The sequence below is a fragment of the Paractinoplanes aksuensis genome, assembly GCF_024137025.1.
Taxonomy (GTDB): Bacteria; Actinomycetota; Actinomycetes; order Mycobacteriales; family Micromonosporaceae; genus Actinoplanes; species Actinoplanes aksuensis.
In genome coordinates, this window is the sequence record NZ_JAMYJR010000061.1 from 16406 (window position 1) to 36754 (window position 20349).

At 71.0% G+C, this 20349-nt stretch carries 16 protein-coding genes; 4 read left to right on the forward strand and 12 right to left on the reverse strand.

What is annotated here, in order from left to right; all coding sequences use genetic code 11:
- The first annotated feature begins 43 nt into the window (after nucleotides 1-43).
- On the forward strand, nucleotides 44-532 hold the full coding sequence (locus M1L60_RS44140; RefSeq protein WP_253243598.1) for a MarR family winged helix-turn-helix transcriptional regulator: 489 nt from the start codon (nucleotides 44-46) through the stop codon (nucleotides 530-532).
- Nucleotides 533-833: 301 nt separating this feature from the next.
- Here the strand turns inward: M1L60_RS44140 and M1L60_RS44145 are convergent, their stop codons facing one another.
- The 12 genes from M1L60_RS44145 to M1L60_RS44200 form a co-directional block, all read right to left on the reverse strand.
- Nucleotides 834-3275 carry an ATP-binding protein gene (locus tag M1L60_RS44145; protein ID WP_253243599.1) on the reverse strand — a complete coding sequence of 814 codons (2442 nt, stop codon included), beginning with the start codon at nucleotides 3273-3275 and terminating at the stop codon, nucleotides 834-836.
- Between the two features lie 99 nt (nucleotides 3276-3374).
- Nucleotides 3375-4532: an acyl-CoA dehydrogenase family protein gene (locus M1L60_RS44150; RefSeq protein ID WP_253243600.1), complete on the reverse strand. Its 1158-nt coding sequence runs from the start codon at nucleotides 4530-4532 to the stop codon at nucleotides 3375-3377.
- 18 nt (nucleotides 4533-4550) lie between these two features.
- The gene (locus M1L60_RS44155) at nucleotides 4551-6038 is read right to left on the reverse strand and encodes an acyl-CoA carboxylase subunit beta (protein ID WP_253243634.1); all 1488 of its coding nucleotides are present in this window, start codon (nucleotides 6036-6038) and stop codon (nucleotides 4551-4553) included.
- Between the two features lie 270 nt (nucleotides 6039-6308).
- Nucleotides 6309-7643 (reverse strand): chaplin family protein, encoded by a 1335-nt coding sequence (locus M1L60_RS44160; protein ID WP_253243601.1) that lies wholly within the window; start codon nucleotides 7641-7643, stop codon nucleotides 6309-6311.
- Between the two features lie 287 nt (nucleotides 7644-7930).
- On the reverse strand, nucleotides 7931-8944 hold the full coding sequence (locus M1L60_RS44165; RefSeq protein WP_253243602.1) for a hypothetical protein: 1014 nt from the start codon (nucleotides 8942-8944) through the stop codon (nucleotides 7931-7933).
- Nucleotides 8945-9092: 148 nt separating this feature from the next.
- Nucleotides 9093-9971, reverse strand: a complete 879-nt coding sequence (locus M1L60_RS44170; protein WP_253243603.1) for a hydroxymethylglutaryl-CoA lyase — start codon at nucleotides 9969-9971, stop codon at nucleotides 9093-9095.
- Nucleotides 9972-9978: 7 nt separating this feature from the next.
- A complete protein-coding gene (locus tag M1L60_RS44175; RefSeq protein WP_253243604.1) occupies nucleotides 9979-11307 on the reverse strand; it encodes an acetyl-CoA carboxylase biotin carboxylase subunit in 1329 nt (442 codons plus the stop codon).
- Between the two features lie 406 nt (nucleotides 11308-11713).
- A complete protein-coding gene (locus tag M1L60_RS44180) occupies nucleotides 11714-12319 on the reverse strand; it encodes a TetR/AcrR family transcriptional regulator (protein WP_253243605.1) in 606 nt (201 codons plus the stop codon).
- Nucleotides 12320-12363: 44 nt separating this feature from the next.
- Nucleotides 12364-15144, reverse strand: a complete 2781-nt coding sequence (locus M1L60_RS44185) for a tetratricopeptide repeat protein (RefSeq protein WP_253243606.1) — start codon at nucleotides 15142-15144, stop codon at nucleotides 12364-12366.
- The gene (locus M1L60_RS44190) at nucleotides 15141-16868 is read right to left on the reverse strand and encodes an HSP90 family protein (RefSeq protein ID WP_253243607.1); all 1728 of its coding nucleotides are present in this window, start codon (nucleotides 16866-16868) and stop codon (nucleotides 15141-15143) included. The genes M1L60_RS44185 and M1L60_RS44190 overlap by 4 nt, the downstream gene beginning before the upstream one ends.
- Nucleotides 16869-16956: 88 nt before the next feature.
- Nucleotides 16957-17856 carry a sulfurtransferase gene (locus tag M1L60_RS44195; RefSeq protein ID WP_253243608.1) on the reverse strand — a complete coding sequence of 300 codons (900 nt, stop codon included), beginning with the start codon at nucleotides 17854-17856 and terminating at the stop codon, nucleotides 16957-16959.
- Nucleotides 17857-17874: 18 nt separating this feature from the next.
- Nucleotides 17875-18642 (reverse strand): SGNH/GDSL hydrolase family protein, encoded by a 768-nt coding sequence (locus tag M1L60_RS44200; protein ID WP_253243609.1) that lies wholly within the window; start codon nucleotides 18640-18642, stop codon nucleotides 17875-17877.
- Between the two features lie 213 nt (nucleotides 18643-18855).
- On the opposite strand from M1L60_RS44200, the gene M1L60_RS44205 reads away from it, so the two are divergent.
- Genes M1L60_RS44205 through M1L60_RS44215 form a run of 3 tightly spaced genes read left to right on the forward strand, consistent with a single transcriptional unit; the run spans nucleotide 18856 to nucleotide 20344 of the window.
- Entirely contained in the window at nucleotides 18856-19248 is a 393-nt protein-coding gene (locus M1L60_RS44205; protein ID WP_253243610.1) for a CBS domain-containing protein, read from the forward strand.
- Nucleotides 19249-19271: 23 nt separating this feature from the next.
- Nucleotides 19272-19700, forward strand: a complete 429-nt coding sequence (locus M1L60_RS44210) for a SufE family protein (protein ID WP_253243611.1) — start codon at nucleotides 19272-19274, stop codon at nucleotides 19698-19700.
- Nucleotides 19701-19702: 2 nt separating this feature from the next.
- Nucleotides 19703-20344 (forward strand): DsbA family oxidoreductase, encoded by a 642-nt coding sequence (locus M1L60_RS44215; RefSeq protein WP_253243612.1) that lies wholly within the window; start codon nucleotides 19703-19705, stop codon nucleotides 20342-20344.
- Nucleotides 20345-20349 lie beyond the last annotated feature (5 nt).

Genomic DNA, 20349 nt, shown 5'->3' on the forward strand with positions numbered 1-20349 from the left:
CAATATGCCAAGCAATATTCCCCGTGTCAAGGGTCGGTGTACGATGGCCTCTGTGAGTACGGACCTGAATGACCCCCGCTTCACCGCGTTCGGCCTGTTCGCCGAGGCGTTCACGGGGCTGACCAACCGCTTCGCCGCCCAGTTCGAGGAGCACCGCCTCTCGTCCGTCGAGTTCGAGGTGCTCATGCGTCTGGCCCGCTCCTCCGGCCGCCGCCTGCGGATGACCGACCTCGCCGGCCAGACCTCCCTGTCCACCAGCGGGGTGACCCGCGTCGTCGACCGCATGGACCGCGACGGGCTGGTTCGCCGCGAGGCCTGTCCGAGCGACCGGCGCAGCTCGTTCGCCGTGATCACCGACGCCGGCGTGAGCCGCCTCGACGAGGTCCTGCCCGGCCACCTCGAACTGCTGCAGCAGTGGTTCATCGGCCAGCTCGGCCCGGGCCAGCTCGACGACATGCTCGAGTCGCTGCGCACGATCCGCGACGCGGTCAACCCGTGCGCCACCGCGGGGACCACCGAAGCGGCTGCTTGATCAAGAACGACACCCGCCGGGGTCGTGACAAAACGGACCGTGACCACTTCGACGGAAGTTCTGCGGAAAACCGGCAGAAGTACCGGCAGAACCGGCGACTCGCTGGTCTAAACGGACAAATCTATCCGCTTCTGTGACGCCCGCGGCTACTGTGATGCGCGCAGGGGGATGCGGCGCGACCGAGGCGACGGCGGGGCTTTGACGGGGGAGCTTCGTTCTCGCCGCGTAACTGGCGGGCGTTGCGACGGTCGGCGCGTGGGGGGCACGCCATGCCGGCCGTCCACGCTCGGCCAGTCCCCTCTCAAGCTTTCAGCAGCAGGCTCACGGTCGGCGGGCCGAGCCGCTCGCGCTCCCGCGCCAGCAGCGTGATCCCGCCCGAGCGGCACATCTTGCCCAGCCGGCTGACGGCCGCGGCCCGCTGATCCGGGTCGGGCGTGCTGACGATCAACCCGACCAGGGCCTCGACCACGTCGCGGGGATCATGAGTCCCGTCGTACGCCTCGGCCGCGCGCGCGAAATTCTCGGCCGCCCGCTTCGGCTCCCCCCGGCGCAGCGCGATCGCCGCCTCCACCATCGCCACCGGGCCGTCCTGCGCGTCCTCGTCCCCGGCCGGACCCAGCTGCTCGAGCACCGAGGTCGCCTCGCCGACCCGGCCCGCGTCGGCCAGGGCCAGCCCGATGGTCACGAGCAGCCGGCGCCGATGACCGGGGTCGCCCAGGTCGGCCAGCCCTTTCATCGCGCTGCGGCCGAGCCGGTCCGCTTCCTCGAGTTGTCCGTCCAGGCGCGCCACCTCGGCCAGGTTGGCCTGGGCCAGAACCCGCAGCCGTCGTTCGCCGCTGCGCCCGGCCAGCCGGTCGACGGCGGCCAGGCGGGCCCGGGCGGCGGCCAGGTCACCGCGGCGGATCTCGTGCCAGACCAGGTTGTTCTCGGCCACGGCCCGGTCGCGGTCGCTCCCGCCGAGCTGGGCCAGTTCGAGGGCGGCCTCGGCGTGTCCCCGGGCCTCGTCGTAGGCGCCGGTGCTCATCCACAGTGCGGCCAGCTGGGCGTGCGCGGTGAGCTGGCCCGGGACAGCCTCCAGTCGTTCGAACTCGGCCAGCGCCTCGCTCGCCGACTCGATCTCTTCCGCGCCGGCGCCGTGCTCGCGGGCCAGCTGGGCCAGGCCGATGCGGGCCCAGGCGCGCAGGGCCGGGTCGGCGTCGGCGGTGCGCGGATCGTCGATCAGCCGCCGCAGCCACTGACGGCCGGTCACGTCGCGCCCGCGGAACCGCCACCAGCGAGGCAGCGCCGCGGCCAGACGCAGGGCCGTGTGCGGGTCGTCGCCGGCCGCGTGGGACAGCGCGGTGCCGAAGTCGCCGGCCACGTCGTCGAGCCGGGCCGCCGCCTCGGACAACCGGGTGCCGGTGAGGTCGGGCCAGATCTGCTCGGCCAGGTCGGCCAGCACCCGGGCGTGCCGCCGGCGGCCCTCGGCCAGCTCACCCTCGGCCGCGGCGCGCTCGGCGGCGTAGTCGCGCACCACGTCGAGCAGCCGGAACCGGAACGTACGGCTGCCGCGCACACTGAGCAGGCCGAGTTCGAGCAGGCGGTCGAGCAGGTGCACGACATCGGTACGAGGCTCGTCGACCAACTGCTCGGCCAGGCCGATCGACCAGCGGTAGCGGAACATCGCGAGCCGCCGCAACGCGCGCTGCTCCTGCGGGTTGAGCAGCCGGTAGCTCGTCGCCACGGCCTCCCGCAGCGACACCGAGCCGGGCCGGTCGAGGTCGAGCACCCGGTCGCCGTAGCGGTCGAGGATCTCGGGCACGGTCAGCACCCGGCCCCGGGCCGCGGCCAGCTCGATGGCCAGCGGCAACCCACCGAGCCGGCGGACCAGCGCCGCGACCGCCACGATCTCGTCGGGCTCGGGATCGGCCCGGCGCACCTGGGCCAGGCGTTCCAGAAACAGGGCCACCGCCGGGTACGCCACCAAGTCGTCCATATTGCTGTCGGCCTCGGGCGGCGGGGCCGTCAGCGGGGCCAGTGGCCACACGCGTTCTGCGCTCAACCCGACCGGGTGCCGGCCGGCGGCCAGGAAACGCAGCGTCGGCAACCGTTCGAGCAGGTGGGCCAGCATCTCGGCGGTCGCGTCGGGCGACCGTTCGACGGCATCCACGAAGACCAGGGCGGCCCGGCCCCCGAACCGCGCGGGCAGGTCGTCGGGGCGCCCGACCCCGAACTCGGCGGCGACGCTGCCGAGCATCTCGCCCGCCGTGCAGCCGTCGGTGACCACGATGCCGGCCACCCCGCCCGGATAGGCCGCGGCCACCCGGTGGGCGGCCGCGAAGGCGAGGCTGGTCTTGCCGACCCCGGCCAGGCCGACCAGGGTGATGCCGCGGGGGCCGTCGGGCCCGGCCAGCTGGGTGATGATCTCGGTCATCTCGTCGTCGCGGCCGATCAGATCGCCCGGCGGCGGCACCCGCTGGAAGCCCGTGGGTGGCAGCGGTTCCTCGGCGGCGACCTGACCGCGGGCCGCGGCCAGAAAGGACTCGCGCTCGCCGTCGTCCAGGCCGAGCGCGTCGGCGAGCAGGCCGACCGTGGTCCGCTGCGGCCGGGACGAGCGGCCCCGTTCCAGGTCGCGGACCGTGCGGACCCCGATGCCGGCCCGCACGGCCAGCTCGTCCTGGGTCAGCTTGGCCCGCAGACGTTCGCGGCGCAGCACGGCGTCGAACCCGGATCCGCCCTGGTCCGGTGCGGTGTCTGCCCCCATGACACCGAACTTAGGGTGGGTTAAGCGGCACGGCGAGCAGAGATCCGCTCATGTCGGATTGCGGACGGAAGGTTAAGCTTTCAAAAGCCGCGAACGACTCTAAAGGCCCAGGCCGCGGGCGATCAACATGCGCTGCACTTCGGACGTGCCCTCGCCGACCTCGAGGATCTTGGCGTCGCGGTAGAAGCGGCCCACGGCGGACTCGTTCATGAAGCCGTACCCGCCGTGCACCTGCGTCGCCCACCGGCTGTTCTCCATCGCGGCGTTGCTGGCGTTGAGCTTGGCCACCGCCGCGTACTGCTTGAAGTCGTCGCCGGCCAGCATGCGCGACGCGGCGTCGTAGTAGCCGACCCGCGCGATGTGCGCCCGCATCTCCATGTCGGCGATCATGAACTGCATCGCCTGGTAGTTGCCGATCGGCCGGCCGAACGCCTCGCGCTGCTGGGCGTAGCGGACCGACTCGTCGACGCAGCCCTGGGCCAGACCCACCGAGAGCGCCGCGATCGCGATGCGACCCTCGTCGAGGATGCGCAGGAACTGGGCGAAGCCGCGGCCGCGGGCGCCGAGCAGGTTGGCCGCGGGCACCCGGACGTCGTCGAACGAAAGCTCATGGGTGTCCGAGGCGCACCAGCCGACCTTGGAGTAGCCCGGCGCCACGGTGAACCCGGGTGTTCCCGAGGGCACGATGATCGTCGACAGCTCCTTGGATCCGTCCGGGTTCACGCCGGTGACCGCCATGACCGTGACCAGGCAGGTGATGTCGGTGCCGGAGTTGGTGATGAAGGCCTTGGTCCCGTTGATCACCCACTCGTCGGTGGCGTCGTCGTAGACCGCACGGGTCGTCGTGCCGCCGGCATCGGAGCCCGTGCCGGGCTCGGTGAGGCCGAAGCCGGCCAGCGCCTCGCCCGTGGTGAGCCGGGGCAGCCAGCGCTCCTTCTGCTCGGCGGTGCCGAACCGGTAGATCGGCATGGCGCCGAGCGAGACCGCGGCCTCGAGCGTCACCGCCACCGAACTGTCCACTCGGGCCAGTTCCTCGAGCGCGAGGCACAGCGTGAAGTAGTCGCCACCCATGCCGCCGAACTCCTCGGGGAACGGCAGGCCGAACAGGCCCATCTTCCCCATCTGGCGAACCACCTCGTACGGGAAGGTCTTGTGCTCGTAGTGCTCGGCGATCACCGGCGCCACCTGCTCGCGCGCGAAGTCGCGGACGGTGACGCGCAGCGCCTCCTGCTCGTCGTCGAGCCGGAAGTCGACCATGGCTGTGCTCCTGTCGGATCAGACGGGCGTGACGCCGTGGCGGCGCCGGGCGAAACCGCGATCCTTGCCGTGGGCGGCGCGGTAGCGGCGGATGAGTTCGTCGCGCAGGTCGCCCGGCTCGACGACGGTGTCGACGACCAGCTCGCTGGCCAGTCGCATGATGTCGATGTCCTGCTCGTACTCGGCGCGGCGCTCAGCGACGAAAGCGGCGCGTTCCTCGTCGGTGGCCAGGGCGGCGATCTTGTTGGCGTAGACCGCGTTCACCGCCGCCTCGGCCCCCATCACCGCGATCTTGGCGGTGGGCAGGGCGATCGTGGCATCGGGCTCGAAGCCGGGCCCGGCCATGGCGTAGAGACCGGCGCCGTACGCCTTGCGCACGACCACACAGATCTTGGGCACCGTGGCCTCGGAGATCGCGGTGATCATCTTGGCCCCGTGCCGGATGATGCCCTGTTTCTCGACCGCCGAGCCGACCATGAAGCCGGGCACGTCGCACAGGAACAGCAGGGGCACGTTGAAGGCGTCGCAGAGCTGGACGAAGCGCGACGCCTTGTCGGCCGAGTCGGGGAAGAGCACGCCGCCCTTGAACATCGAGTTGTTGCCGACGATGCCGATCACCTCGCCGTTCAGGCGGGCGAAGCCGATCGTCAGCTCCTTGGCCCACAGGGCCTGGATCTCGAAGAACGACCCCTCGTCGACCAGGCCCTTGACGTAGCGCCGCATGTCGAAGGCCTGGCGCTCGCTGGCCGGGACCAGCGCGGCGAGGTCGGCCCCGGTCGAGGCCCTGGCCTCGGTAACCGGCGGGCGGGCCTCCCAATTGGACGGAAGGTACGAAAGGTACGACCGGACGGTGTCGAGCGCGTCCTGCTCGGTCTTGCACAGGAAGTGGCCGACGCCGGACTCGGCGCAGTGCACCCGCGCGCCGCCCATGGCCTCGAGCGTCGTCTTCTCGCCGGTGACCATCTCGACCATGCGGTCGGAGCCCAGGTACATGCTGGCGTTGCCCTCGACCATGGCGACGATGTCGCAGAAGGCCGGGATGTACGCGCCACCGGCGGCCGAGGGCCCGAACAGTGCGCAGGCCTGCGGGATGGCGCCGGACGCCTTGACCTGGGTGTGGAAGATCTTGCCGGCGCCGCGGCGGCCCGGGAAGAGGTCGACCTGGTCGGTGATGCGGGCGCCGGCCGAGTCGACCAGATAGATCATCGGTACGCCGTACTGCACGGCCCGCTCGATGATGCGGATGATCTTTTCGACGGTGCGGGCGCCCCAGGACCCGGCCTTGACCGTGGAGTCGTTGGCCATCAGACAGACCTGGCGGCCGTCGATCTCGGCGATTCCGGTGATCACGCCGTCGGCCGGCAGTCCGTCGGCCAGGCTGTTGGCATAGAGCCCGTCTTCGACGAAGGTGCCCTCGTCGACCAGCAGGGTGATGCGCTCGCGGGCAAACAGCTTGCCCTTGGCGGCGTTGGCGGCGTGGTAGCGCTCGGCCCCGCCGGCCAGCATCCGCTTGCGTACCTGTGCGAGCTCGTCGTCGCCCACGCCGACCCTCCTGAACGGTCGTTAAAGCTTAACGAGCGTTAGGGTAGCCGATCCGACCTTGTGCGGCAACGACGGACGGGAGCCTCCGCCGGTTGCGGAGACTCCCGTCCGTTTCATTGCCACCGGTGCCGTGGAGGGGCACCGGCTGTTACCCGACGCCTCCTGGCGTCGTTCGGGTCGTGCCCGGGACCGGCACAACCCGGTCTTCCGCTATCCCCCGTGGGAGAGCGAGCTTCAGCGCAGGGTGTTGAGCAGGCCCAGGCCACCGACGGTGTCGGTCACGGTCGAGAGCGAAGCCGACTCGCGGCCACCGGTCGACTTGGTCTTCGAACCGGTGGCGGCCGGGCTCACGTAGCCGTCGTCGTTGGCCGCCGGCTCCTCGTCCGTGTCGTCCGCGAGGTCGTCCGCGGGCTCCTCGGCAACGTCGTCGCTGTAGTCCTTCTGGTCGCCACGGACGCCGCCGTCACCCTTGTACTTGTCGTCGTCCACGTCGCCGTGGTCGCCGTCGTTGTCGTCCCAGTCCTTGTCACCGTGGTGGTGACCCGGGCGGCCGTGACCGTGGTCGCCGTCGAAGTCGTCGTCGCCGAAGCCACGGAAGCTACGACCGCCACGGTCGTTCACGCAGGCCGCGGAGGACTGCGCGGCACCGAGGACGCCGAGCGCGTTGCCGCAGGCGTTGATCGGAACGCTGATCGGCACGGCGATCTGGGTGCCGTTCAGGATGCCGAAGTTCGACCCGGTGGCCTGGGTGATGTCGTCACCGCGGTCGCGGGCCGACTCGTTGACGGCGACCGCGCGGCTGCTGGACGAGCCGAGCAGGGCGGCCGAGTTGCCGGCCAGGTTCAGCGGCAGGCTGATCGGGGCGAGCAGCTGGGTGCCGTTCGCGATGCCGAAGTTCGAACCGGTGACCTGGGTCCCGCCGTGGCCGCCGCGCCCGCTCTCGTTACGGCCGAAGCCCCGGTGACCCCGGTGACCCGAGGTGTCGTTCGCGCAGACCGCGCTGGACTGGGCGAAGCCGAGGATCGCCAGCGAGTTGCCGCAGACGTTGATCGGGACGTCGACCGGCGCGTAGATCTGGGTGCCGTTGCCGACGCCGAAGTTCGACCCGGTGAACTGGTTCGGGCTGTCCCAGCGACGGTCGTCCCGGTGGTTGGTGCTCTCGGTGCGGTTGACGCCGGCGCCCTGGGCGCTGGCGAAACCGCCGATCGCGGCGGCGTTGCCGACCACGTTGACCGGGACGGTGACCGGCAGGTAGGCCTGGGTGCCGTTCAGCAGGCCGAAGTTGCTGCCGGTGGCCTGGACAGCGCGCGGGCCACGGTCGCCCCGGCGGCCGTGCTCGAGGTTGTTGACGCCGGCGCCACGGGCGTCGGCCACACCGAGGATGCCCAGCGAGTTGCCGACGACGTTGATCGGAACCTGCACCGGAACGGCGATCTGGGTGCCGTTGAGAGCGCCGACGTTGCTGCCGGTCACCTGACGGGAGTCGGCGTGCGCGGCGCCCGGGGCGAACAGCAGGGCGCCGGCGGCCAGGACGCCCACGCTCAGAGTCTTACGAACCCAAGTCTTCATGAGAAAAGAAATGCCTTTCAAGAATGTTTCGGCAGATGGTGCTGCGTATTCAATTGGGGAATCTTCGAACTGCATTCGGGCGCAGCGGTGCCCTGGCGCATTTCTTATTGCCCTGACCCCGCCGTCGACGAGCGCCCGGGGGCGCGTCGATGCGGTGCGGGTGATTCAGGCGTCGGATGATTCGCCGCTTGTTCGCAAGCGGTTGGGGAATCGAGCCGGAACGCGGACACCGAAGCGGCGGTCCGGCTGGTTCACCGGCGGTCGGGCGGACCGCCGGACGCCATCACTCAGTCAGGTGAGACGGTCGGTGCCTCGGCGTCGTACCGCCGGGCCTCGACATCGGGTGCGATTGCCGGCACGTGGCGAGCCACCGTGCTGTTCGCGATCGCCGCCGGCAGGAAGGCCGCGGAGCCGCCTTCCGTCGGAGTCCCCGACCCGCTGGCGGGGGTGCCACTGACTTCCCCGAGGTGCAGCCGCAGCGGAGCGGCCGGTGTGTCACCGCCGGGTGTGTCGTCCCCCGGCTCCGTCGCCGGCCTCGCCGACACCGCGTGAGCGGTGTGGTGATGATGCCGGTGGGCGGACGGTGCGGAGGACGTCTTGCTGTGCTTGCCCGGCACCACGGCCCGAACACCGGAGACCGGGGCAGGCTGGGCGCGGCTCGTTTCGGCCGTGTGCTCCGCCTCCTGGGGGACAGGAGCCGGCTGAGGTTCTTCCTGGTCAGCCGGGAGCACGACCTCGGTGACCGGCTCGGTCACCGGGGTGAGCCGCTGGTCGGGCGCCGCTTCGCCGCCGGTGGGGCGGAGTGGTGCGGCGACCTCGTCCGCGACCTCGTCGACGTCGGGGACGACGTCCACAATGGTCGCGAACGGTTCGTGGTCGATGTCGTCGTCCGTGTCCGGGCGGGTCAGGACCTGCTGCGGAACGTCCAGGATGTCGGCCACGAGATGCTGTTCGTGGTGTGCCGGTTCGATGCTCTCCAGCGGCTGGACGGCCGCCTGCAGGAGGCCGGAGACCGGCGAGGTGGCGTCGGCGCCCACGAGGGAGCCGAGCAACGAGCCGTCAGGCCCGTCGGCCCGGTCCGCGGCCTGGGCGGCGGAGCCGGTGAGCAGCCAGGCCGCACCGGCCAGGCCGCCGACGGCGAGTACGCGCAGACCCCACCGGACTCCGGTGCGTCGCGCGCGGCCCTCCGAGCGCCGCTCCGCCCCCTGGATGGGAGGCGGCAAGGGCGTGGAGGAACCGATGGGCGGCACCGGCGACGGGTCTGCCGTGCGCAGACTGCGCTCGACCCCCGATACCGTCATGATCCGCCCCTCGTCGTGTCGGCTGAACCGGTGACAGATCCGCCTTTTCTCTTCCGGCGATATCGGCCACTCGATATTGGTAACGACACGACCGGAGACCGGTCACGCAGACAAATGGGAAAAATGATCGCGGGTTCGACCGCTTAAATCACACCAATCTGGTGCGCGGTCCGGCTCGAAGAACACCCGACGGGAGCGTACGTCCGAGCAGCTTCTCGGCCGTCTCGGCCGTGCTGATCAGGCGGTCGAGGTCGATCCCGGTGTCGAGGCCCATGTCGTGCAGCATGTGGACGACTTCTTCGGTGGCCACGTTGCCCGAGGCGCCCGGGGCGTACGGACAGCCGCCGATCCCGCCGACACTCGCGTCGAACTCGGTGATCCCGAGCTCGAGCGCGGTCAGGATGTTGGCCAGTCCCGTGCCCCTCGTGTTGTGGAAATGCAGAAGATCGGGGCGTACGGCGGAAAGAAGGTCTTTGACCCGGCGGGGCGTCGCCATGCCGGTCGTGTCACCGAAGGCGATGCGGTCGGCCCCGTCGGCGCGGACCCGGGCCACGACCCCCGCCACCCGGTCGGGGTCGATGTCACCCTCGAACGGGCAGCCGAAGCTGGTCGCCACGATCACCTCGACCGTCGCGCCGGCCTCGTGGATCAGCGGGACGAGCGACGCGATGTCGTCGAGTGACTCGTCGGTCGACCGGTTCAGATTGCGCCGGTTGTGAGTGTCCGAAGCGGACACCACCACCTCGATCTCGCGGAAACCGGCGGCCAGGGCCCGCTGCGCGCCCCGGGTGTTGGGGATCAGAGCGGAGTAGCGGATCTCCGGACGGCGGTCGACCCGGGCCCACACCTCGTCGGCGTCGGCCATCTGCGGGATCGCCCTCGGATGGACGAACGAGACCGCCTCGATGCGCCGGACGCCGGTGTCGCTCAACGCGTCGATCAGGCGGACCTTGGCCTCGGTGGGGATCGGGTCCTCGTTCTGCAGGCCGTCGCGGGGGGCCACCTCGCGGATGCTCACGCTGGTCATCGGCCGGTCACCTCATCCGGGAGACAATGGCGGTGTCGTAGTCGCCGGAGAGGAACTCGTCGTTCTCGAGCAGCTCGGCGAAGAACGGCAGGTTGTTCTTGGGGCCGGCGATCGCGAACCCGGCCACGGCGTCGCGGGCCCGGGCGATCGCCTCGTCGCGGTCGGCGCCGGTGACGATCAGCTTGGCCATCAGGGAGTCGTAGGACATGCCGACCGTGGTGCCCTCGGCGTAGCCCGAATCAACGCGCACACCTTCGCCGGTGGGCTCGACCCAGATCGTGACCTGGCCGGGGCCGGGGAGGAAGCGTTTCGGATCCTCGGCGTTGATCCGCAGTTCGATCGCATGGCCGGTGGTCGTCCCGCTGATCTCCACCGGCAGGCCCGACGCGATCCGGAGCTGCTGCTCGACCAGGTCGGTGCCGTGGATCAGCTCGGTGATCGGGTGCTCGACCTGCAGGCGGGTGTTCATCTCGAGGAAGAAGAAGTCACCGGTGGCCGGGTCGAGCAGGCACTCCACCGTGCCCGCGTTGCGGTAGCCGACGGCCTCGCCGGCCTTGACCGCGGCCGCCAACAGGCGCTCGCGCAGCTTCGGGCCGACGGCCGGGCTGGGCGCCTCTTCCACCAGCTTCTGGTTGCGGCGCTGGACCGAGCACTCCCGCTCGGACAGGGCAACCACACGGCCGTCAGCCAGGCCCAAAATCTGAACTTCGACATGGCGTACGCGAGGAAAGTAGCGCTCGAGCAGGACGTCACCGCTGCCGAACATCCGTTCCGCGAACGCGCCCACCTTGGCGAATTCGATACGCAGGGCGGCCTCGTCGTTCGCCACGGCCATGCCCATGCCGCCACCGCCGGCCGCGGCCTTGACCATCACCGGGTAGCCGATGGTCTTGGCGGCCGCGATCGCTTCGTCGGCTGATGCGACAGGGTTTTGTGTGCCGGGGGCGACCGGGACTCCGGCCGCGGCCATCAGGTTGCGCGCCTTGATCTTGTCCCCCATGGCGGCGATCGCGTCGGCGCTCGGGCCGACCCAGATCAGGCCGTTGGCCTCGACCAGCCGCGCGAAGTCAGCGTTCTCGCTGAGGAAGCCGTAGCCGGGGTGAATGGCCTGGGCCCCGGTCGACTTGGCAGCGGCCAGGATGGCCTCGGCGTTGCGATAGCTCTCGGCCGGATTCGCCGGGCCGATGCAAACCGCCACGTCGGCCTCACGCACGAACGGCATGTTCTCGTCGACGTCGGAGTGGACGGCGATCGTCCGTATGCCGAGCCGCTTCGCGGTCCGGATGATCCGGCGGGCGATCTCGCCCCGATTGGCGATGAGTAGCGAGTCGATCACCGTTGACCTTCTCTTCTTCCGTCGCCCGGTAGGGCGAGTCCTGAAATGTCAGCCCGGATAGGGCGTTTTGTCACCGTGCCCGGGGTGAGGGCAGGTAGTGCGCCGCCGGAAAGGGCGGGTGATACGGCCCTCAGCAGTGGGCGGATATTGCGCCGCCCGCGGCCGGTGGGTGCTGCGCCGCCCGGGACCGGGCGGATTGTGCGATGCCCGGGACCGGGCGGGTGGTGCGCGGCCCTTCGCGGAGGGCGGGTGGTGCGACGCCCTGGATCGGGCGGTGGTGCGGCTCCTCGCGGAGGGGCGGGTGGTGCGACGTGGCCGGGGCGGGCCAGTGGCCGGCGTCTGATCGCAACGACAGTGGCCGGGCCGGCGATGGCTTCCGCTCAGCGACGGGCTGCTGGCCCGGAGGTCAGCGGCCGGTCAGGGCGTGCATGGTGGCCTCGCGCAGCAGGGCGGCACGGCGGCGGCGGTCGACCTCGCCGCCGAGGAACGGGGTGGAGTTCATCAGGCCGAACGCCGAGTGGGCGAGCACCCGCGCCTCGGGGGCGTCGAGCTCGGGGCGCAGCGTGGCCAGCACGCCCACCCACTCCTCGACGTACAGGCGCTGCAGGCGGCGGATCTGGCGGCGCGGCTCTTCCGGCAGGCGGTCGAGCTCGTGCAGGTGCAGGGCGATAACGGCCGGGTTGGCCAGCGCGAACTCGACATGGAAGTCGATCAGGTCGGCCAGCGCGGCGCTCGCGTCCTCAGGGTGCTGGCCGACGCGGGTCTTGCCGCCGTGCAGCAGGCTCTCGCTGACCGGGATCAGCGCGGCCACCAGCATCGCCTCTTTGCCGGCGAAGTGGTGATAGAGCGCGGGGCCGGTCACGCCCGCGGCCGAGCCGATGTCGTCCATCGACACGCCGTGATAGCCGCGGGCCGCGAACAGGCCCACGGCGATCTCGAGGATCTCGTCACGACGCGACCGCCGCCGGGGCGCGGGCGGGCCCGGACGGTGCTGCTGATCAACCGTTGTCACGACGTCACTCTAACCCGATGTCAAGCCTCGGCCTTAACGGGCGTTCAGGATGTGGAACGGCCCTCCAGCGCGGCCCGCGCCTCGTCGTGGACGCGGGCGGCGATGTCGCGGCTCGGCCCATCGGCGGGCATGCGCTCGAGCAGCGCCCGCAGCAATGCCTCGGCCTCGACCTCGTGACCGGCCCGGAACAACGCCTCGCCCAGCATGCCCTCGATGCGGTCGGCCTGGTCGGTGGCGCCGATCGCCTGTAACCGCTCGGGGATGCCGCGCAGATGGGGCAGCGCCTCGACGTAACGGCCGCGGGACATCAACAGGTTACCGGCCTCGAACGCGGTCATCGAACGCTGGAAGATGGCATTGGGCTCGACCGCCAACTCGGCCGGCAACGTGTCGAACTTCTCATAGATCAGTCGCAGGGTCTCTTCGCCCTGTTCGGGCTGGTCGCTGAAGTGCAGCGCGGCCACGCCCCGGCGCAGGGCCCGCAGCTCCCCGATCAGATCACCGGCCTCGTGCAGGGCCGAGGCCGCGGCCCGGAACGTCTCGGCCGCCTCGGCGTCCCGATCGAGGTCGAAGAGCAGACCGGCCGCCTCTTCGGCGATCTGGCCCCGGCCGGCCGGGTTGTCGGCCAGCCGCTCGATCAGGGTGCGATAGAGCGGCAGGGCGCCGACCTTGTCGCCGATCGCCTGGTAGAGACCGGCCAGCAGGTAGCGGGTGTTGTCGGCCCCCTCGTCGTCGCCGGCCTTCTCGAAGAGGGTCAGGGCCTCTTCGGCCACCTCGGCCCCCTCGACCGGGCGCTCGGCCAAGCGATAGGCGTTGGCCAGGTCGCTGCGCGCGTAGGCGCCGCCGATCTCGTTGCCCGCCTCGGCACAGAGCGCCACCGCCTCGGCCAGGTCGGTGATCGCCTCGACCGGGCGGCCCAGGTGCAGCAGCGCGTTGCCGCGACCGACCCGGGCCGGCAGCGCTTTCTCCGGGTCGCCGGAGGCCAGCACGGCGCCGAACGCCTCGACCTGCTCGGCCGGCTCGTCGACGGTGTGGCCGAAGATGACGCCGGCCTCGGCCCGACGCCGGACCGGGCCGTGCTCGCGGTAGAACTGCCAGGCCGCGCGAGCGGCGGCCACGGATTCGTCGTGGCGGTGCGCGGCCATGCGGCTGCGGGCGCGCAGCATCGCGTGCAGGGCGACCAGACGGTCGTCGCCCGTCCGCAGGGCGCACTCGTCGCCGCGGTCACCGGCCTCGTTCGCCTCGTCGGGGCGGTCGTTCATCAGGTGCAGGATCGACAGCCGGGCCCAGGCGTAGGCCTGCTCGCGCGGGCCGCCGTGCTGCTGCTGGTAGGTGAGGTCGGCGCGGATCGGCGCTTCGTCAACCTCGCCACCGGCGTAGCCCACGGCCATGGCCAGGCGGGCCCGCAGGGCACTGGCCTCACCGGTGGCGCCGGCCTCGGTGAACAGCTCGAGCGCCCGCGACCAGTGGTGGTCGTCCTCACGGCCGGACGAGCGCAGCCGGTTGCCGAGCAGCAGCTCGCGCTGGGCGGCGAGAAGCGGCTCGTCGAGCTGCGGGAACCGCGCGTCGAGGGCCGCGAGCACAGCGTCGGTCGCGGCGTCGCGGTCGGCCTGGTCGTGCTGCCGGGCCAGGTCGAGCAGTTCGGCCGCGGTGGCCTCGGCCGGCACTTCGGGTGCCGGCTCGGCCACGACCGGGGGCGGCGGGACGCTGACGGGCGCCGGGCGGGCCGTCGGCGACAGCGTCAGCACTGTCTCGTACGGCTCGGCGGTGAGACCGGCCGCGATCGACCGGCTCTGGTGATCGTTGCCGTTGCGCGCGTCGAACCGCTCGGCCAGCGCGGTGGCCCGGGCCGACAGCTCGGTGGCGAGATCGGCCGCGGAGATGTCGCCGTGCTCGCGGCGGCGAACGACCGCCTCGCCGTGACCGAGCTCGGTGAGCCGGCGCAGCAGCATGGCCGCGTCGGACGAGAAATGCATGTCGGCGGCCGGCGAGGGCGCCTTGTCAAGCCAGTCGATGTGCCGCTGCAGGATCTCGAGCCCACGGTGCTCGTTGCCGGTGCGCGCGCAGAACGCCAGGTGGGTGCCGAGATTCCACAGATCGGCCAGGTTGCCCCGCTCGAGGCGGTAGGACCGGCGATGCGCGTCGGCCGCCTCGTCGGGCCGGCCGGTGCGCAGGTAGGCCACCATCAGCTCGCGCAGGATGCCCTGCGGTTGCTCACTGCAGCTCAGCTCGCCGGCCAGCACCGGCTCGGCGGTGGCGACGACCTCGGACGGCCGGCCGCGCTCGTTGTAATAGGCGGCGACCGACGACGGGTCACAGCCGATGCAGTCGGACAGGTCGTCGCGCGGCGCGGCCTGCCAGCGGGCGAACCACTCGTCGGCGTCGGCGGTGTCACCGAGGTGTTCGGCCACCAGATAGCGGTGTTTGTAGACGGCCTGCAGGCTGTGGCCGTCTTCGCGGTAGCGGCGTTCCATGTCGTCGAGCACGGCCCGGGTGCGCATCAGCGGGATCTCGGGGAAGTTGAGCATCGCGTTGACCATGGCCTTGAAGTGCCACAGCAGGGTGTGCTTGCCGTGCTCGTGGTGCCGGCCCGGATTGCGGTCGAAGTCGTTGAGGGTCCAGGCGAAGGTGACGAACGCCTTGGCCGGCTCGCCGCCGTAGATGTACGCGTTCGTCGCCAGCAGGCGCACGGTGAACGCGAGGTGCGGGTCGTTGACCGTGTCGGCGTGCCGCAGCAGCTCTTCGACCAGGGCGATCTGGGCCGCGCCGTGCGGCAGCGTGCGGGCCTGCTCGTAGAGTTCCCACAGCTCGTTGACGGTCTTCATTTGTCCTCCCCCGGGACGGCCCGGTCGAGCAGGCCCATGAACGAACTGGTGAGCAGCGCGGCGTCGGCCGGGCGGATCGGATGCCCGCCGAGCATGAGGGCCTGGCCGTAGAGCGACTCGACGGCCAGCCCGGCCAGGCCGGGGTCGGCGATCGCGGTGACCCGGCGGACCAGGGCGTTGCGGTGGTTGAGCACCAGCTGCGGCCGGTCGGTCGGCATCGTGCGGGACAGGGCGTCGAGCACACCGCCCCACAGGTCGTCGGCGGCGTCGCGGCTGGCCGTGAACTGCTCGTTGAAGGCGGCGGCCCGGCTCACCAGATAGAGCGCCGGCACCGTGGCCGGGTCGAAGCCGCGCACCACGACCTCGCAGCCGAGCTTGTCGAGGCGGCGCTGGGCCACGGTGAGGAAGGGGCGCAGCCGCAGCTCGGCCTCGGCGTCGACGGCCGAGAACCGGGCGGCCACATCGGCCGGCTCGAGCCGCTCGGCCCGCACCTCGGCGTCCACTGTGGCCAGCCGCTCGATGATGTCGGTGTTGTAGACGATGCCGCCGTTGATCACGCCGAGATCCTGCGCGGCGGCAACGGAGGCGAGCTGGCGGAACTCGTCGTCGCCGGCGGCGTAGCGCAGCACGCCCTGGCGCTCGCGGAACTCGGCCAGGGTGAGGTGGCCGAGGTTGGTCTCCACCGGCACCCACTGCTCGACCAGGCGCAGCATCTCGTCGTCGTGCAGGGCCAGCGCCTTGACGCCGAGGTGGTGGATCGAGAGGAACTCGCCCAGCCGGCGCGGGTCGGTCGAGGCCAGCCGGACCAGCCAGCCCCGCAACTGGTCGGCGATCGCCTCGCGGGTGTCGGCCAGCAGGCCGTCGTCGTAGAGCGCCTCGCGGCTCGCGGTCGGGCGCAGCTCGGTGCTGTCGACCACGCAGCGGGCGAAGAACGCCCACTCGGGCAGCAGGCCCTCGATGCTCTCGGCCAGCAGCATCCTTTTGAGATAGACGCGGTGGCCGCCGCGGGCGGCCGGGTTGACCGGCGTCGGCAGCACGAACGCGACCCCGGTGAGGCCCGCCTCGGGCACGTCGAGCGGCACCACGTCGAGTGGGCGGAACCCGAAGACCTCTTGCGCGTACGCCATGAGGTCGCCCCCCGGCCACGGCAGCGAACCCGTGGTGACGGCGACGTTGTCGACCTCGACCCGCACCGGGAGCAGCGAACCGTATAGCTCGGCCAGCTCGCGCACCGTGGAACCGGACAGCAGATGTTCGGCACCGCGGCGGGGCACCAGGGTGACCGTGGTGCCGGGCTCGCGCTCGTCGCCCGGGCTCACCGAGTAGCGGCCGTCGGAGTAGCCCTGCCAGAGCACCGGCTCGGCCCCGGCCCGGCGGGTGTGGACCCGGATCTCGTCGGCCACCAGGAAGCACGAGAGCAGCCCGATGCCGAACTGGCCGAGGAACTCGTGGCGGGCGAAGCCCAGCTCGTCGCGTTTGGAGCTGCGCCCGATCGTGGCCAGCAGCTCGTGCACCTGGGCCTCGGTCAGGCCGATGCCGTTGTCGGTGACGCGCAGCTGGTCGGGGCCGGTGGTGATCGAGACCAGCCCGGGCACCTCGGCCGCGGTGATCGCGTCGACCGCATTCTGCAGCAGCTCGCGGACATAGACCCGCGGGCTCGCGTAGAGGTGGTGGCTCAGGAGATCGACGATGCCCCGGAGATCGACCTGGAACGTGTTGCTCACGGCGGAGAAGGTACCGCGAACGACCGACAAAAACGGGGCCGGTCTTGATCTTCACCGGATCAGACCCGCCCCGCCTCGTTGAACTCGGTCAGCTCAGTCCGCCGGGCTCCGGTCCCCGGGCGATCGGGGCGCGGACCAGGTTGCCCCACTCCGTCCACGAGCCGTCGTAGTTGCGGACCTGGGGATATCCCATGAGGTGATGCAGCACGAACCAGGTGTGACTCGACCGCTCACCGATCCGGCAGTAGGCGATGATGTCGTCGGCCGACTCCAGGCCCAGTTCGTCGCGATAGATCTTGACGAGTTCGTCGGCCGGCTTGAACGTGCCGTCCTCGTTGGCCGCCGACTTCCACGGCTTGCTGACCGCGCCCGGGATGTGCCCGCCGCGCAGCGCGCCCTCCTGCGGGTACGCCTCCATGTGAGTGAGCTCACCCGTGTACTCCTGCGGCGAGCGCACGTCGACCAACGGGCGGCCGCTGCTGATGTGCCCCATGACCTGATCGCGGAAGGCCCGGATCTGGGCGTCATTGCGTACGGGAACCGGGTATTTCGCTGTTGGCCGCTCGGTGCGCTCACGGGTCAGCGGGCGCCCCTCGGCCGCCCATTTCTGCCGCCCGCCGTCGAGCAGGCGCACGTCGCGATGGCCGAAAAGGCTGAAGACCCAGAGGGCGTACGAGGCCCACCAGTTGAAGTTGTCGCCGTAGAACACGATCGTGTCGTCCCGGCCGATGCCCTTGGCCTCGCACAACGCGGCGAACGCGGTCGGATCGAGATAGTCGCGGGTTACCTGGTCGTTGAGCTCGAGGTGCCAGTCGACCTTGACCGCGCCGGGAATGTGCCCGGTGTCGTAGAGAAGCACGTCCTCGTCCGACTCGACGACGACCAGGCCCGGCGTGTCGAGGTGGGCGGCCAGCCACTCGGTGGTGACGAGCTTGTCGGGATGGGCGTACGCCTGCAGGGCGGGCGCCGGATCATTCTCAACAGACATGGTCACCACGCTAGTCCTCTATTCGGCGGTTCCGATGGGCATGAGCTCGGGCCGCTTCGGCGTCACCATCTCGCCCGACGAGTGGCCCAGCAGGTGCCGGCCGACCCAGGGCGCCAGGTGCTCGCGGGCCCAGCGCAGGTCGGCGCCGCGGGCCAGCAGCCAGGGCGTGGGCTCAGGCGAGGGCGGGACCAGCATCCAGTCCTCGTCGACGCCGACCCCGAGCACGTTCAGCACCTGGCCGGCGACCCGGCGGTGGCCGGCGGGCGACAGGTGCAGCCGGTCCGCCGACCACATGTGCGGGTGGCGGAAGGCGTCGTCGGCGAAGAGATCGACCAGGTGGCCGCCGTAGCGCCGGGCGATCATGCGGGCGCCGTCGTTGAGCACGGCCGCCCGCCGGCCCAGGATGGCCGGCAGGTTGACGGTCACGTCGGCGAACCGGAACAGGATCACGTCGGCGCCGGTGTCGTGCAGCCGCCGCACCACGGCTTCGAGATCGCGGACGAGGGCGTGCGGATCGACCCGTACGCGCAGGGCGTCGTTCCCCCCGGCGGCGATGCTGACCAGGTCGGGCCGCATGGCCAGCGTCGGGATCAGCTGCTCGTCGACGATCTGATGCATCACCTTGCCCCGGACGGCCAGATTGGCGTACCCGAAATCCGGCCCCGAGTCGACGGCCAGCCGGGTCGCGACCAGATCGGCCCAGCCGCGGAACCGGCCGTCCGGGTACGCGTCGTTCAGGCCCTCGGTGAAGCTGTCCCCCATAGCAACGAAGCTGCGCCAAGCCATCGCCGCCCCCTTAACGTGCGCTCAACTCTGCTCGTGGAGAACACATAAGCACTGAATGGAAGTCACCGGTAGCGTGATGATGGCGACACCCCGTTAAATGGACTGCTTCGGCGCTCTCTGTGGACACTCCGGTGGCAGCATGCTTGTCTCGGACATACCAGGTGTAATCACTTCTGTCCTCGGGTAACTCCAACACCAACGGGAGGTGGGTCCATGTCCAGGTCAGCGGTCGCTGAAGTGATGACCCGGCAGGTGGTCTACCTGCCGGAGGCGACGATGCTGGACGAGGCCGCCCAGGTGATGCGCGACCGCGGCATCGGCGATGTCGTGGTGACCCGGGGCCCGACGATGATCGGCGTGATCACCGACCGCGACATCGTGGTGCGGGCCATCGCCGAGAACCTGCCGCCGACGTCGACCAGCCTGGGCGAGATCACCTCGCCGGAACTGATCATGGTGGAGCAGTCGGCCACGATCGACGAGGCGGTGCGGGCCATGCGCGAGCGGGGCGTCCGCCGGCTGCTGGTGTGTGACGCCGACCGCAAGGTGGTCGGCATCCTGAGCCTCAGCGACGTGGCGCTCCGGCCGACGTCCACAGCGGCCTGACATCGCGCGTTAGGGTCGGTGCCGTGACCGACATGCCTCCGAAGCTCGCCGAGATCGTCGATGAGTTCGCCTCGGCCCCGCGCGAGGTGGTGCTCGAGATGCTGCTCGAGTTCGCCGACTCCATGCCCCCGCTGCCGGCCGAGCTGGCCGCGCACGACGGCATGGAGCAGGTGCCGGAATGCCAGACCCAGTTCTTCCTGAAAGCTACGGTGCGGCCGGACGACACGGTCGAGACGTTCTTCGACTGCCCGCCCGAGGCGCCGACGACGCGCGCCTTCGCCGGCATCCTGGCCGAGGGCCTCGAGGGCGCCACCACGGCCGAGATCCTGGCCGTGCCGGACGACCTCTACGCCAAGATGGGCCTGGCCCAGGCGATCAGCCCGCTGCGCATCCGGGGCGGCTCGGCGATCCTGGCCCGGCTGAAGCGCCAGGTCGCCGCCCAGAAGGCGTGACGATGGACATCCAGGTGTGGTCGGACGTCGTCTGCCCGTGGTGCTACCTGGGCCGGCGCCGGCTCGACGTGGCCCTCGCCCAGTTCCCCGGCGAGGTCACCGTGACGTTCCGGGCCTACCAACTCGACTCGTCCCCGGTGCCGCCCGGCCTGCCGATCAAACAGGCGATGGCGGCCAAGTTCGGCGATCGGGCCCGCACCGACCAGATGCTCGCCCACGTCACCGCGCTGGCCGCGGCCGAGGGCCTGCATCTCGACTACGACCGGGCGATCGCCGCCAACACGTTCGACAGCCATCGCCTGATCGCCTGGGCCGCCGGGCAGGGGCGTCAGGCCGAGATGGTCGAGGCGCTGCAACGGGCCCACTTCACCGAAGGCCTCGACCTCGGGTCACCGGCCGTGCTGGCGGCGGCGGCCGGGTCGATCGGCCTGACCGAGGCGGCCGCGGCCGCCTACCTGCGGTCCGAGGCGGGCACGATCGCGGTCGAGGCCGATCTGGCCCAGGCCCGTGAGCTCGACATCTCCAGCGTTCCGTTCTTCCTGGTCGACGGGAAATACGCGCTTCAGGGCGCCCAGGAGCCGGCCACGCTGATCGAGGCGTTCGAAGAGATCGCCCGCCGGGAGGCCGTCGACGCCGGTCTATGACGTTT